The organism is Amycolatopsis aidingensis, assembly GCF_018885265.1.
Classification (GTDB): domain Bacteria; phylum Actinomycetota; class Actinomycetes; order Mycobacteriales; family Pseudonocardiaceae; genus Amycolatopsis; species Amycolatopsis aidingensis.
The window spans coordinates 7,091,328-7,106,017 of sequence record NZ_CP076538.1 but is presented as its reverse complement, the minus strand read 5'-3'; the positions used below and the strand labels follow the sequence as shown (position 1 = coordinate 7,106,017).

Sequence of the window (14,690 nt, the reverse complement as noted above, 5' to 3'; positions counted from 1 at the left end):
GAGCCCCAGGCGGCCCACCAAGCCCGGTCAGCCTGCTGATCTGCTGAGTCGTCGGCCTTGGCCGTCTGCAGCGCGAACACGTTGCTCGTGGCCGTACGCACCTGGTCGCGCTGTGCCTCCGCGAGATGTTTTGGCGACATCAGATATCCGAACTCTCGGAATGGGGTGGGGCGGCGCTAGTCATCCAGGTAGCGGTATCGGTCGTCAGCCGACGTGATGTGCACCTGGCCTCCGCGGATCTGCCACTCGCTCATGCCGTCGATCTCGTGGCTGGCGAGGAACATCCCCCGGACGAGGTCATCGTCCGCGTCGGAGGCTGGGAGCCGTGCGATGGCCCTGAGCTGGTCGAGCAGCCAATCAACCGCCTGCTGTCGGATGTCGCCGCCGTAAAAGATGTAGCAGGTCCAGTTGACGGGCTTGGTGGGCATACACCAGCCGCCTGTGTAGAAGCCGTCGTCGTGCGAAGAGATGACCTCCTGGATGGCCGTGCGCTGCTTTTCGTCGCACTCAAGCCATCCCCTGACCGATACGTAGATACCTATTGTCCTGCCCTCTCATCTGTGCGGGTTGCCCCGGTATGCGGGTGCCCCGGGTGGATGTCTTCCATGCTATTAACCTTGAAACCCAGGTCCATGATCACGATCCCTCTGGTGTTGCCGAGTACCGAAGCCGCAGATACCCCTCACCGATCCCGTCGAGATCGGTGCTTAAGCCTTCCAGGCGCCACTCAGCTAGCGCTCACCCTGGCCGGTCCCGGTCGCCGTCCCGAGTCGGCCGCCGCGCGTCCAGCGTCGCCAACAGCAATCCGCCCTTGAGAGTGAAGTGGTCGGCGTACGGTGATCGGGACAACCGGTAGAGGAAGCGTTCTAATACATAGAACACCAGCAGCTCATCGGTGCCGCGCCCTTGCGCGGGCCAGCTTGCGCAAGTCCTGGAACACCGCGCCCGCGATGGTGGCGCGAGAAGGATCAGGCATCAGCTCAACACCACGTCCACCGCGCTCGCCACCGGGCCTTCCACACCCAGCTGACGCGCGTACTCCAGAAGATGCGCCGGCCGCGACTCCCGACGCTCCAGATAACGGCGTAACGCCTGCAGTGCTGGCCGCCAGCTAAGAAGTGCCGCTCCGCGCTGCCCGCCGCCGCGGTGACCGCAGTCCTGGCCGCCGGTGCCCCATGGGAGTCCAGCCCCTGCACCCGTCTGCTCATCACTGATCTGCGCAACTACCGTAGAACCGCAGTTCCGTCATCAGCCTGGCCTCGCATCCAGATCGTCCATGACGGATCCGGGACCTCGCTGGTGGCAGGCTTGTCCGCCGTCAGCGACGCCACCGAACCGCCATCTGCATCCACGCCAGCCGGATCATTGCCCGCGTCGACGGCGACGGCGCATGCCACGCCGTCACTTCCGCATAGTCCGCCTGGATCGCGGACCGAAGATCGGCACTCTTCGTCGGACGCGCCTGGTCGCGGCTACGCCTGCTCGTGTCCCCGGCGGTGTTGCCGACGTTTGCCTACCCGCAGCACCAGGGCGGCCCCGGCAAGGAGCAGGCCGGTGCCAAGCAGGCTGGTCGGCACCGGGTCGACACCGGTGTCGGCTAGCGAGCCCCGGTCCGGTCCTGAGCCTGGGGTCGGCCGGTCCGAGCCGTCCGGGGGCTCGGGGACACCCGGCTGGTCCGGCTCCTCAACTCGGACCTGCGCCGTGTCGGAGCTGACAACCGGGTCGCCGGGCACTTCGGTGTCCGGCTCGCCGCTCACCGCCGCCGTGTTGCCCAGTGTTCCGGAAGTCGGTGCCGTGACGGTGCACGTCCAGTCGCGCTGCTCGCCTACCGGCAGCAGGGCGAAGGTCCGGTCGCAGGCGGGCACGGTCGGGTCGGTTACCCGGACCGTAGTGAGGTCCACGGTGCCGGTGTTCGTCACGGTGATCGTGAAGGTGATCGTGGCTCCCGGCTTCGCGACGGCCGGTGTCGCCTCCTTGGTCAGTTCGATGCCCGGTTCTGCCACCGTCACCACGGCGGAGTCGATGTCGGTGACGGCCCTTCCGGTGGGGTCGTTCCCGCTCGCGGTCACACTGTTGGTGCGGTCCTCGTCGCCCATGAGCAACTGGCACGTCACTGGGGCGGCGGACTCGCCTGGCGCCAGCGTGCCGACGTTCACTGAACAGCCAGGGGCGACCGGATCGTCCAGCGTCACGTCGGTCAGCGGTACGTCGCCGGTGTTGGTGACGGCCACGGTGAACGCGGCGGCCTGGCCGGGCAGCAGCGGCTTGGCGGGCCCGATCTTGGTGACGGTGATCCCGGGCCCGATTACGTCGACCTCGGCGTCGTCGGTTCCGGTGACCTCGCGGCCGGTCGGGTCGGAACCGCGCGCGGTGGCGGTGTTGGTGAAGTCCCGCTGGGCGACGATCTCGCACTCGTATCGCACAGACGCACCGGGCTCCAGGGGTTCGTCCAGAATCCGGTTGCAGTCGGCCGCCTGGTCGTCGGCCACGGTGAGGCCGGTCAGCGTGGTGTCGCCGGTGTTGGTCACGACGATGGTGAAAGTGACGGTGTCGCCCGGCCGGACTTGCGTGGGCGAGGCGTCCTTGGTGACCGTGATCCCGGGATGGACCACGTCGACGTCCGCGTCCGCCGTGTCGTCCACGGGCGGGCCGGTCGGCGGGGTGCCGGTCACGATCGCCATGTTGGTGGTGTCGTCCTCCGGGGCCGTCATTGTGCATTCATAGGTTCTTGCCGCGCCGGACTCGAGCGTGCGGATGGTGCGGGCGCAATCAGGGGCCGCCTCGTCGGCCACCGTGACGGCGGTCAGCGGCACGTCACCGGTATTGGTCACCGTGATCGTGAATGTCACCTGGTCACCGGCCCGGAACGGTCCGCCATTGACGTCCTTCACGATCCCCAGACCTGGTTGCTGCACGGTGAAGCTCGCCTCGTCGGTGGCGGTCACTGGGCGCCCGGTCGGGTCGTTGCCGGTCACCGTGGCCGTGTTGGTGACGCCTTCCGCAGCGGCCGTCGTGGTGCATTCGATGCGTTCGCTGTCGCCCGGTCCCAGGGGCTGGGCCAGCGTGCGGGCGCAGCCCTCGGTCCGGTCGTCGATCACCGTGACCTCGGTCAGCGGCACGTCGCCGGTGTTGGTCACGACGATCGTGAACGTCACGGTGTCCCCCTCGCGCACCTGGGACGGAGTGGCCTCCTTCGTAATCGCGATTCCGGGGTGAATCACCGCCACCTCGGCGTCATCGGACGCGGTGACCGGGCGGCCCGTCGGGTCGGTGCCGGTCACCGTCGCGGTGTTGACGATGCCCTCCGCGGGTGCGGTCGTCGTGCACTCGTAACTCTCGACCGCGCCGGCGGGAAGGGTGTCGAACGTGCGGGCGCAGCCGGGAGCCCGCTCGTCAGCGACGGTGACGTCGGTAAGTGGCGTGTCACCGCTGTTGGTCACTGTGATGGTGAAAGTGACCGGATCACCCTCCCGCACGGTGCCGGGTTCGGCCTCCTTCTGGATGGTCAGCGACGCGTTGACCACGGTCACGGTCGCCTGCGCGGTGTCGGTGACGTGCTGACCGGACCGGTCGGTGCCGTCGGCAGTGACCGTGTTCGTCGTCGTCTGGCCAAGGTTGGCGGTGCAGGTGTACTGCCGCGTCGCGCCCGCTTCGAGCGGGCCGTTCAGGGTTCGGCCACAAGCGGCGGTGACGTCATCGGTGACGGTCACCGGGTCCAGCGGGGAGTCGCCGGTGTTCGTCACCGTGACCGTCCAGGTGACGGGTTCACCTGCCCGGACGACCTCAGGGTCGGCGGCCTTGGTGACCTCGATCGCCGGGTCGATCGGCGGCACCGGGGCGTCGTCGGTCGCGGTAACGGACTTGCCGAGCCGGTCGGTGCCGGTGGCGGTGGCGCTGTTCAGGTCACCGGCGATCGGTGCGGTCGCCTGGCAGGTGAACGTGTGTTGCCCGGCGGGTTCGAGGGCACCCAGCGTGCGGGCGCAGCCGGGAGTCCGCTCGTCGGCGACGGTGACCGGATCCAGCGGCGTGTCACCGGTGTTGGTCACGGTGATGGTGAACGTGACGGTGTCCCCGGCGCGGTAGGCGGGCTTGTCGGCCGTCTTGGTGATCCCGATGGCGGGGTTGATGACGTCCACTGTGGCGTTCGCGGTGCCTTCCAGCGGATCGTCCAGCGCGGACGTGCCGGTGACGGTGGCCGTGTTGGTCACGTCGTCCGCACTGGCGGTGGTCGTGCAAGTATGGCTGTGGCTGGCGCCGCCCGCCAGGGTGCCGATCTCCCGAGCACACCCGGGATACGACTGGTCGGTCACCCGGACGTCGCGGGCGGGCGCGCCGCTGGGATTGGTGACCGTGATCGTGAAGGTCACCTCATCACCCTCGTGCACCACCGGCGGGGCGGCGGTCTTGCTGATCTGCAACTCCGGCACGGACGTTGAGAAGACGAGGTTCTGCGCCAGGTAGGAGTCACCGCTGGTGCCGAAGCCGAGCCGGGCACTCGTTGCCCCGGCCGGTATCGCGGCGGTGCCGAAGGACTTGGCGTCCACGCTGAAGTTGTTCGCCACCGCGGGCGCGGTCGCGCCGTCGGCGTTCGACACGAAGTAGTTGTCCATACCGCTGGTCGCGGGTTCCGGGGTGGCGTTGTCGTTGATGAGGAACCTGTCCCCGGAGATGCCCCAGTCGCCCTCGTATGCGGTGACCGCGACCCTGGCGTCGGCCGCGGCCGCGCGGAAGCCGCTGATCGTCGTGGTGGTCGTCGGGTCGGAGCTGTTCTGCCGGACGTGCCCGTCGTAGACGAACACCTCCCGCTTGCTGGGGGCGTACTCGGGATTGCGCTCGGCGTAGGAGTAGACGACCGCGACGGACCAGCCGCCCATGCAGCCGAACCCCTTCGGCGCCCAGACGTTTCCGACGGTGACGTCCACGGCGGACCCGGTAGGCGTCCCGGCGAACGCGGCGGTGACGTCGGCATGGGCGGAGTAGTACTGGGCGGCGCCGCTGAAGGTCGAGGACGGGTCCTCGGTGTAGGAGGCAGGGGCGACGTCGATGGACCGGCCGCCCACGTCCAGCCGGACCTGCTGCTGGGCCGGGCTGCCCGGCGGCAGGACGGCCGCGGTGTCGGAGTTGCGGCTCTGGCACATCCGGACCGGCGAGGGGGAGCCCGGCCGGTTGATGTAGACGCCGGTGTGACCGGCCCAGTTCAGCCGGGCGAACTCGACCTTGGCCCCTGGCGGGATGGTCACCGCGGCGCGGCTGGAGTTGAACGTGGCCGGGTCGGCGTCCACGTCGGCCCACTGCATGAAGAAGTTGTCATTGACCCGGATGTCCCCGCGGGCTGCGGTGTCCGCACAGGCCGCCGGGGTGTTGCCGGTTCCGGTGGTGGGCGCACCGTCCCCGGCGACCGGGCAGCGCAGCGCACCGTTGCCCGCGTAGACGAAGTCGCCGTAGACGACCTTGTTGAAGGAAAGGTCGAACGGCTCGACCACCCCGGCTGGGGCGGACCCGGTGCCCACGATCAAGCTGCCCGCGGCGATCGCCACGAGCACCACCAACCGACCGAACCTGCCCAGAACTGACACGAGACACCCACCTCACCAGAACAACGAGACAGGCGAATACTCACACGCTTCTTGTCGCGGAGCACGGTGGAACGTGCATGAAAAGCCAGAAACCCCCTGACGGGTGATCAGTTTCAACATTGAGTGTCCATCCAGAATTTGGCCGTGGGCACCTTGTGGCGCGGACCCCTTGTTTCCAGAGGCTGGTGTTCTGGGTGAGGATGTCTGCTGGGTCGCGTTCGTCGGGGTATCCGGATCGGTGTCGACGGGATGCGGTCGAGCTGGTGGGCTCCAGTAATCGGCCGTTGCGGCAGGTCGCGTGGAGCTGGGCGGATCTTTACCTGCACAGCGTCGATAACACCGCAGCGTAAACCGAACACAACGGCCGTGCTACTCCGCCGTCTCCCTGGTCACCTGATCGCTCCTCCAGGTCACGCTGCCGGTTCTTACGATTTCCGGGTCGAACTGGAGTCCCGATCCCGCGCCACCTCGACCTCGCCCACCGCATCCGACACCACTGTCTTCGACTCACATCGTTACGCATGTCGCCGCCCTCGCGGCCAATCTCGGCTCGACAGTCCCGGCTGTCCGTACCCATTATATGTCGCAACTTAACTCACATGAATTAGTAGTTCGCAATATCAATTGGTGATATTACTCCGAGTGACGACTTCTGTTGCTTAGCTGTGGGCATACTACCTGGATGGGTCTATCCCTGAGGTGGATGCGTGAGCAATAGTCGTTCAACGGACGTTAGAGTATTTACCTGCCGTGATCTTCCTTTCCAGCACTGGAAGCTGCCGATGGAGACGTGATGCCGTCGCCGCGGAGGCCCAACGAACTGCTGCGTCTATTGATCGCCGAGGCGGGCTTTACCGGTGACGCCTTGGTTCGAGCGGTCAACGAGGTGGGTGCGGAAGCGGGGCTGAGGCTTCGATATCGGCGAGCGTCGGTGACCCAGTGGGTGTCTGGCGTACGCCCACGGCCGCCGGTCCCGGAGTTGTTGGCAGAGGTTCTGTCTCGTCGGCTCAATCGGCCCATCACGGTGCAGGCGCTGGGGCTGGGGCCTGCGGCTGGTCTGGATCGTCATCCGTTATGGGGTGAGGACGTCGGTGCCCAACTGGTCGGGTTGAGTGAAAGCGGAGCGTCACGCGATTCCGGTTCGATCGGGTATGCCTATCGTCTAGCGTCCCTGTCGGTTCCGGGGTGGAGCGAGTTGACGTCTGCGGCGGCGGCCAGCACATCGACAAGCCCATCGGCGGTGGGCAAGATCGGACAGGCGGAGGTGAGATCGGCGGTGGCTATGGCCAGGCTGTTTGCCGACGCTGACGCCGCTTTCGGGGGTGGCTATGGTCGTATCGCGTTGGCAAGCTATCTCCGTTCGACGATCACGCCGTGGTTGCGGTCCGATGCAAGTCCCTCGACACGCCGCGACCTGTGCGCTGTTGCCGCGAAGCTGACGTACCTGTGCGGTTTCATGTGTTTTGATGATGAGTTTCATGGTGCCGCACAGCGGTATTATCTCATCAGCCTGCGGTTGGCTGGGGATGCTGGCGACGTCCTCGGGTATGCTTGTGCTTTGCGGGCGTTGAGTGTTCAGGCCAGAATGCTAGGCCATTTCCGTCAGGCTGTTGACCTAGCCGAGGCCGCTGCGGATGCTGCGGCCGACCGTGTTTCGAGGCGGGTCCAGGCGTTTCTGTTCGGTCAGTGTGCGGTGGCGGAGGCGTCGGCGGGCGACGGCCAGACGGCGCTCGCTCATCTCGGGCGGACCGAGGCGGTGCTTGACCGGGCGAGTAGTGATCACAGTGTGGTGGGTGCATACCATCATGCTTCCTTTTGGCATCAGCATGCGGCGGTGCGAGCTCATCTGGGGGATCGGCGCGCGGCCGCCGCGGCCTTGAAGAGCTCGATACGTCGTCGGCCGTCGGCGGAACATCGCTCCCGGGCAATCACTCTTGCCAGGCTGGCCGAGTTGCAGCTCGACGGCGGACAGCTGGAACTGGCTTGCAGTACGTGGCGTCGTTTTCTTGACGATTACCCGCGTTTGCGGTCCCGCCGTGCGGATCGCGCGGTGGCCACGTTGCGTGCGAGGATCCGTTCGCACGCGGGCCGACCCGAGGTGCAGGCGCTGAGTCGCCGAGTTGCGGAGTTGAACGCGCACGATCATTCATAGCAGGTTGAGCGTGGGCAAGCGGACGCTCGCGGGTGGAGGTGCCGGAGCGAGGAACTCAGAGAGGTGCCAGGAGTTCTCCGAAGATGCCAACCGGTGCTGATTCGGTGGTGAGAATGCCCACGGTGACTGCCGAAGATACCGGATTGCCTGCATCTGACGCGGATGTGTGATCGGGCCGATGCGGTCCTCGGGTGTGGTTCCGGGTGCCACGACGAAGACACCCTGTCCGCGTCCAAGTGGCCAAGGCGATCGATATCGGCCGCGGAGGTAACCGCGATGACATTTACTTCGATTGCAGAGCTCCGACCAACTTGGGTAGTGAGTGCTGCGGACGTCGATGTTGAGCAGGCTGGCGAGACGCAGCGGGTGGCCTGCCTGCTGGAGGCGATCGGCAAGCAGGGGAGCGTCGGTGCGACGCACGACGCCTCGCCGTGGGGTGGGCCCGGAAGGCGTGCGCGGGTCGCGGTCGCACGATGCCGACAGGCTAGCTGGTGTCCTCTGCGTCGAGATCCACGAGCTTCATCGCCTCTTCGAGAAGGGTTTCGACGATCTGGCTCTCGGGAACGGTCTTGATGATTTCTCCCTTGACGAAGATCTGGCCTTTGCCATTGCCGGAAGAGACGCCGAGGTCGGCTTCGCGCGCCTCGCCGGGGCCGTTGACCACGCAACCCATCACAGCCACCCGAAGGGGAACGGGGAAATCCTGGAATGCTGCGGTGACCTTGTCGGCGAGGGTGTAGACGTCGACCTGGGCGCGACCGCAGGAGGGACAGGACACGATCTCCAGTCGGCGGGGTCGAAGTCCGAGGGACTCCAGAATCTGGCTGCCTACCTTGACTTCCTCGATCGGTGGAGCGGACAGCGAGACCCGGATGGTGTCGCCGATCCCTTCGTGCAGCAGGATCGCGAACGCGGCCGCGGATTTGACGATGCCCTGTGGCGGTGGGCCTGCTTCGGTGACGCCGAGATGGAGAGGATAGTCGCAGCGTTGCGCAAGGAGGCGGTAGGCGGTGACCATGACCATCGGGTCGTGATGTTTCACCGAGATCTTGAGATCGGTGAAACCGTGTTCTTCGAACAGGGCGCACTCCCACAGCGCGGATTCAACCAGTGCTTCAGGGGTAGCGCTTCCGTACTTGGCGATGATCCTTTTGTCGAGTGATCCGGCGTTGACACCGATGCGAATCGGAGTACTCGCCGCTGCGGCCGCGGCGGCGATCTCGGCGACTCTGTCGTCGAACTTCTTGATGTTCCCCGGGTTGACTCGGACGGCGGCGCAGCCCGCGTCGATAGCAGCGAAGACGTAGCGGGGTTGGAAGTGGATGTCAGCGATAACCGGGATGGTCGCCTTGGCAGCGATGGCGGGCAGCGCGTCGGCGTCGTCTTGCGAGGGGACGGCAACCCGGACGATCTCGCACCCCGCCGCGGTGAGCTCGGCGATTTGCTGCAGGGTGGAGTCGACGTTCGAGGTGAGCGTGGTGGTCATGGACTGTACGGATACCGGTGCGCCCCCGCCGACTGGCACGGCCGACTTACCCCGGCCGATGACGACCTGGCGACTTTCGCGCCGAGTGCTGGTTGCCGAAACCATGGGTATTCCCAGCGGAACAGTGCTCACAACTGCCTCCCGTCCAGAGCTCGGTGATGGTGTCGGCGATCCCGGAAGCGTCCAAGTTGTGCTGGCTCAGGAGATCCGTACGGGACCCATGGGGCAGGAAGTCGCACGGCAAGCCGAGCGCGTGAACGGGGGTGCCGAGTCGGGCATCGGTGACGGCCTGCGCCAGCCCGGAGGCGGTACCGCCGATCCGGACGTTGTCTTCTACGCACACCACCAGGCGATGCTCCGCGGCCAAGCCGACCAACTCGGTGCTGACCGGGTTGATCCAACGGGGATCGGCGACAGTGACGCCGATCCCGCGAGCCTGGAGAGATTCGGCCGCACGCACCCCGTCGTCCGCGCAAGCTCCGACGCTGACGAGCAGGACATCCCGACTGTTGGGCGTATGCAGCAGATCGATTCCGTTGAAGTCCTGCACGACAGGGACGTCCGGGCCTGCCGCGCCCTTGGGGAACCGCAACACTGTGGGACGATCTTCGACGGCCAGGGCTTCGGCCAGCAGTGTCCGGAGCCGGGTGGGGTCGCGGGGTGCCGCCACCCGTAGGCCCGGGACGGCCCGCAACACCGACAGGTCCCACATCCCGTGATGGCTGGGGCCGTCCGGACCGGTGACCCCAGCCCGGTCGAGGACGAAGGTGACCGGTAAGCCGTGCAGTGCGACGTCCATCAGAACCTGGTCGAAGGCCCGGTTCAGGAATGTCGCATAGACTGCGATGACCGGGTGCATCCCGCCTAGCGCCAGACCGGCGGCCGAGGTGACCGCATGTTGCTCGGCGATTCCTACGTCGAAGACTCGCGAGGGGTAGGCCTTGGCGAAGGGGGCGAGCCCGGTCGGCCCGATCATCGCCGCGGTCAGGCAGACCACATCGGCGCGGCGTGCGCCGAGGGCGAGCAGTTCGTCGGTGAACACCGACGTCCAACTCGACTTGCTCGCGGCGGGCGGGCGGCCGGTAGCAGGGTCGATCACGCCGACGGCATGTAGGCGATCGGTGGGGTCCTGCTCGGCAGGCGGATAGCCTTTCCCTTTGACGGTGACCGCATGCACCACGACGGGCCGGTCGAGCGCTCTGGCTCGTCGCAGCGAGTGTTCGAGGTCGCCGATATCGTGGCCGTCGACCGGACCGAGATACGCCAGGCCCAGATCCTCGAAAATGTTGCGGCGACTTTTCAAGGTATAGTCGTGCAGCCGGTTGTCGCTGGACTCGCGAAGTCTGCACAAGTGGTAGGGCAAGCCGCCGACGGTGGCCGAGTAAGAGCGGCCGTTGTCGTTGAGCACGATGACCAGTGGCCGGTTCCGGGCCGAGCTGATGTTGTTGAGCGCTTCCCAGCTCATCCCGCCGGTGAGCGCTCCGTCACCCACCACGGCAACGACGGTACGGTCGTGCTCACCGCGCAGCGCGAACGCCTTCGCCAGGCCATCGGCATAGGAGAGCGCCGTCGAAGCATGGGAGTTCTCGACGAGGTCGTGTACCGACTCGGCGCGGAAGGGATAGCCCGACAACCCTCCTTGCTGGCGCAGCGAACCGAACCGCTCGGAACGGCCGGTGAGCATCTTGTGTACGTAAGTTTGGTGGCCGGTGTCGAAAACCAGTGCGTCTCTCGGCGAGTTGAACACCCGGTGCAAGGCGATGGTCAACTCGACCACACCCAGATTCGGACCAAGGTGTCCGCCCGTCCGGGAGACGTGGTCAACCAGGAACTCCCGTATCTCCGATGCCAAGCCGATGAGCTCGTCCTCGGACAGATCACGCAGTTCTGCGGCTTCGACGACTCGGCGCAACCGGGGTTCGGGCAGGAGAGGGCTCGCGCTCATGAATGCCTCACAGGGGAGGGAAGGGCGAAATGGATGTCCTCCCGGGTGGTTTCCCGTTCGGACACCGTGACCGGGCCCAGACCGGACAAGGCGTCGATGACCGAATCCACCAGCCCGGGTGGTGCGGATGCGCCCGCGGTCAACCCCACCACGCTGACCTGGTTGAGCCATTCGGGCCGGATGTCCCCAGGAGCGTCGATGAGGTAGGCAGAAGTGCCGTGCCGGCGCGTCAGTTCCACGAGCCGTTGAGAGTTGGACGAATTCACCGAACCAACAACGAGAACTAGGTCGGACTCGTCCGCAATAGTCATCAGAGCGTCCTGCCGGTTGGTGGTGGCGTAGCAGATGTCGTCGGAGGCAGGACCACGCAGAGCCGGAAACCTGGCGTGCAATGCGTCGATGATCTCCGTGGTCTCGTCCACCGCCAAGGTCGTCTGGGTCAGATACGACACTCGCTCCGGATCGGGAACAACGAGTGCCGCCACCTCCGCGACATCTTGTACCAAGACCATCTGCTCCGGTGCCTCGCCGAGTGTGCCCTCGACCTCTTCGTGCCCTGCATGGCCGACGAGCACGACCGTGTCACCACGGGCCGCGAATCGCCGAGCCTCGGTATGCACCTTGGAGACCAACGGGCAAGCCGCGTCAACGACCTCCATCCGACGGCGAGCTGCTTCCGCCCGGACCGCAGGCGACACGCCGTGCGCGGAGAACACCACCGTCGCCGCATCCGGCACCGCGTCGAGCTCATCGACGAACACCACCCCACGCGCCTCCAGATCAGCCACCACATGCCGGTTGTGCACGATCTGTTTTCGGACGTAAATGGGGGGTCGCCGCTGGTCCAGCAACTTCTTCACGACATCGATCGCCCGCTCCACCCCGGCGCAGAACGACCGGGGCGCGGCCAGGAGGATGCGCCGAGCACCGGTGACAGCGACCCACGACGCCAGCGCCGCGCGGGCAGCGACGCCACCTTCACGCCCAGCTGCGGCGACTCCCAACCCCACCACGCGGCCGCCCTCACGCAGCTGGGTAGTCAACACGGTCTGCCCCGCAGGCCCGCGGTCCGCGGCGTCCGCGGACACAGCACCTCGGATCGTGGCCATACCAAGCCTGCGTATCTCGCCGTCAAGCAGATCCGCCGCCGGACACGCGATGTCTCCCATGCTCGCTCGTAGTATCCTATCCGCGACCAGCACACTGTCGGGATCGTGCCGTCGCCGGGCATTCTCGCGCGGGTCGGTATTTGGTGGGGTAATGTTCACCTCGTATCCCTTCCCTCGAGCAGGCCTGAGAGTGCCGTACAAGCCACCAAGCAATTTACTTTTAAAACGTGGAGAATAGCGTCAATCGGAGTGCTTTCGGTTTGAGTTAATCAGTATGGTAAGGTTATTCGGAAATCGGGGTACTGTGTGCATGGCCATGCTTTCAGACTTTGTCGGCGGCGATGAGAAGATAGTGGAAGCTGCCTTCGCGATAGGCAGCGAGAAATGATTCTTCGACGCCTGTGGCCACGGATGATCTCGCCCGAAGTTCCCAGTATGGAATCGTTTGAGCTGTCAGGTCGACCACCGCGATGGGCACAAGATTATTCTCCGCTAGTGCCTTGAAGTATCGGCTGCGAGGGTGGACGCTACAGGTGTATCGCTCGTCGATTTGACTCACGGCCTTCGACCTTCCGCCAGTGAGGTCGTTGTAACAACCAGTTATATTGACGTAGCGCCCTCCGAACCGAAGTAGCCGCGCGAACTCGTTGTACAGTTCAAACACATCGACGTACATGGTCGTCTCATTCGTCCAGATTCCCTGACGGGATCCGGTGGCCAGGCCGGTTTCGAGCATGTTGCGAAAGTGGAACCGGACCTTGCTGGCGACTTCGCGCTTGGCAGCCTGGGCGTTGGCGAATTCGACCTGCGTTTGAGAGATCGAGACGCCGTCGACCCGGCAGCCGAAACGCTGATGGGCGAGGAAGCTTGTACCACCGCGCCCGGAGCCTGCGTCCAGCAGGGAATCTGTGGAAGCGACGGGCCCTAAGTGGTCGAGCAGAAGGCTCGCTTGGGCACTTTCCAGCCGGTGTAGCTCAGCAATGATCCGTTCATCGCGAGCGTCTTCCGGGCCGGCCAGCACGCTGACGTCGACCTCGCCGATTCCGTAGTGATGATGATAGAAACCATCAACATCGCCGAGTCGGAGGTTAACCGGATCGCGCTCCTCGTCCCAGTATTTTGCGATTGACCTCTGATAGTCGGTGCGTAGTACGTCGGAGGTTGTCACGAGAACTCCTTATTAGTTAGTCATGCTTGCCGATCGGGTGGTGGTGCAGAGGGCGCGTGCGCGCGTTCGTGGTAACGACTGGACGTGGCGTGCCATTCGCGGCTACCCGCAAGCCAAGCCCAGGTGTCGGATAGGAAACGTCGCAGCGCTGGTGAGCCTGAGCGAGCCAGCGCCACGGCCTCCTCCTCGAAGGTATGCATCAACTCGTTGTGGATCTGCACGGTGCGGGCGACGGCCTCCTGGGTCGAACAGTGTTCCTCAGCGGCGAGCACGGTGAGGAGATTGAGGTCAGTGTCCGTCTCCTTGGCAGCCGAGTGCAGGTCGTTGTGGAGGACATTGGCGAAGCCGGCTCTGGTGAACGTGCGGCGAATCCGCGGGTCGAAATACTCAGCGGCCGGCAGTTCGTAACCGGCGACTGGGTCGATCAGGATCATGGGCGGCAGGTAACTGTTGTGGTGGCGCTGCACGAGGTACTCCCACACCGGCGGGATCCGTTTGTTGCGACGCCAGTCCGCCTGTTGGTTCCAGGCCACGAACAAGATCGCCATTTGGTGGTAAAATCGACCCATCTGTGACGTGGTCGCGTAGCGGGCCAGGTGCTCGATAGCGGAACGGAACGCTGTCGCTATCGGCTCCCGTCGGACGTACTGTTCGAACCGCGGCATATATCCCGTCGACAGATCGACGGGGTCCACCACGGCGTACAGGTTCGCCAAGCGAGAACCGACGATCCGCGGATCGCTACCGAGGGACACCTCGTCGATGTAGTAGTCGTCCGTGGCCCACTCCGCCACCACACATTTGGTGGCCGCGAGTAGTCGATCTGGGTCGTCGGTGGCTGGATGGGTCAGCATGATCAACCGGCCGAACTCGCAGGCGCGGAGCGAGTCGAGCCGTCCAGGGTAGATTCCCACCTGCCCGGCCCAGTCGATCAAGCGGTCTTCGACCTCGTCACCCAATGCTCGATCGTCACGCACAGGCCCGGGGCAGTATAGGTCTCCGATGGTCAGCATCGTGGTCTCCCTCGGTATGTTGCGGGCTGATGCCCGAAGGACGGCATGGTCGGTTCGACACTGGCCCTGCCGGAGTGGTTTCGCAGGTGGCCTGTGGTGGCGCGAACGAACGACGCGGTGTGTAGGCGATGACCGCACCGGCGGCAGGTCGCCGCAAGCCGCTCTCGGCGGCCAAGACCGGAATGCTCCGCTTCGATAACCGCCAGGAACACCGCGCACGCGTCGAAGAGCGCATAGATGA

9 protein-coding genes are annotated in these 14,690 nt (G+C 65.5%); 1 reads left to right on the top strand and 8 read right to left on the bottom strand.

Annotated elements, in window-relative coordinates:
- Positions 1-176: 176 nt before the first annotated feature.
- The 3 genes from KOI47_RS32630 to KOI47_RS32625 all read right to left on the bottom strand — a co-directional run bounded on the left by KOI47_RS32630 (position 177) and on the right by KOI47_RS32625 (position 5,576).
- Positions 177-428: a hypothetical protein gene (locus KOI47_RS32630; protein WP_216210928.1), complete on the bottom strand. Its 252-nt coding sequence runs from the start codon at positions 426-428 to the stop codon at positions 177-179.
- 310 nt (positions 429-738) lie between these two features.
- On the bottom strand, positions 739-882 hold the full coding sequence (locus KOI47_RS36565; RefSeq protein WP_408629871.1) for a nucleotidyl transferase AbiEii/AbiGii toxin family protein: 144 nt from the start codon (positions 880-882) through the stop codon (positions 739-741).
- 590 nt (positions 883-1,472) lie between these two features.
- Entirely contained in the window at positions 1,473-5,576 is a 4,104-nt protein-coding gene (locus tag KOI47_RS32625) for a DUF7507 domain-containing protein (protein ID WP_216210926.1), read from the bottom strand.
- A 793-nt stretch (positions 5,577-6,369) separates the two neighbouring features.
- Here KOI47_RS32625 and KOI47_RS32620 point away from each other — a divergent pair.
- The gene (locus KOI47_RS32620) at positions 6,370-7,728 is read left to right on the top strand and encodes a tetratricopeptide repeat protein (RefSeq protein WP_216210924.1); all 1,359 of its coding nucleotides are present in this window, start codon (positions 6,370-6,372) and stop codon (positions 7,726-7,728) included.
- Between the two features lie 484 nt (positions 7,729-8,212).
- On the opposite strand, the gene ispG is transcribed toward KOI47_RS32620, so the two are convergent.
- The 5 genes from ispG to KOI47_RS32595 form a co-directional block, all read right to left on the bottom strand.
- Positions 8,213-9,319, bottom strand: coding sequence for a flavodoxin-dependent (E)-4-hydroxy-3-methylbut-2-enyl-diphosphate synthase (ispG, locus tag KOI47_RS32615; protein WP_216210922.1), 1,107 nt, complete (start codon positions 9,317-9,319; stop codon positions 8,213-8,215).
- Positions 9,261-11,159: a 1-deoxy-D-xylulose-5-phosphate synthase gene (locus tag KOI47_RS32610; RefSeq protein ID WP_216210920.1), complete on the bottom strand. Its 1,899-nt coding sequence runs from the start codon at positions 11,157-11,159 to the stop codon at positions 9,261-9,263. The genes ispG and KOI47_RS32610 overlap by 59 nt, the downstream gene beginning before the upstream one ends.
- A complete protein-coding gene (gene ispH, locus KOI47_RS32605) occupies positions 11,156-12,328 on the bottom strand; it encodes a 4-hydroxy-3-methylbut-2-enyl diphosphate reductase (RefSeq protein WP_216210918.1) in 1,173 nt (390 codons plus the stop codon). Before ispH ends, KOI47_RS32610 begins: the two co-directional genes overlap by 4 nt.
- Positions 12,329-12,590: 262 nt before the next feature.
- Positions 12,591-13,436, bottom strand: a complete 846-nt coding sequence (locus KOI47_RS32600) for a geranyl diphosphate 2-C-methyltransferase (RefSeq protein WP_216210916.1) — start codon at positions 13,434-13,436, stop codon at positions 12,591-12,593.
- Between the two features lie 20 nt (positions 13,437-13,456).
- Positions 13,457-14,587, bottom strand: coding sequence for a family 2 encapsulin nanocompartment cargo protein terpene cyclase (locus KOI47_RS32595; RefSeq protein ID WP_269756681.1), 1,131 nt, complete (start codon positions 14,585-14,587; stop codon positions 13,457-13,459).
- Between the last annotated feature and the right edge of the window lie 103 nt (positions 14,588-14,690).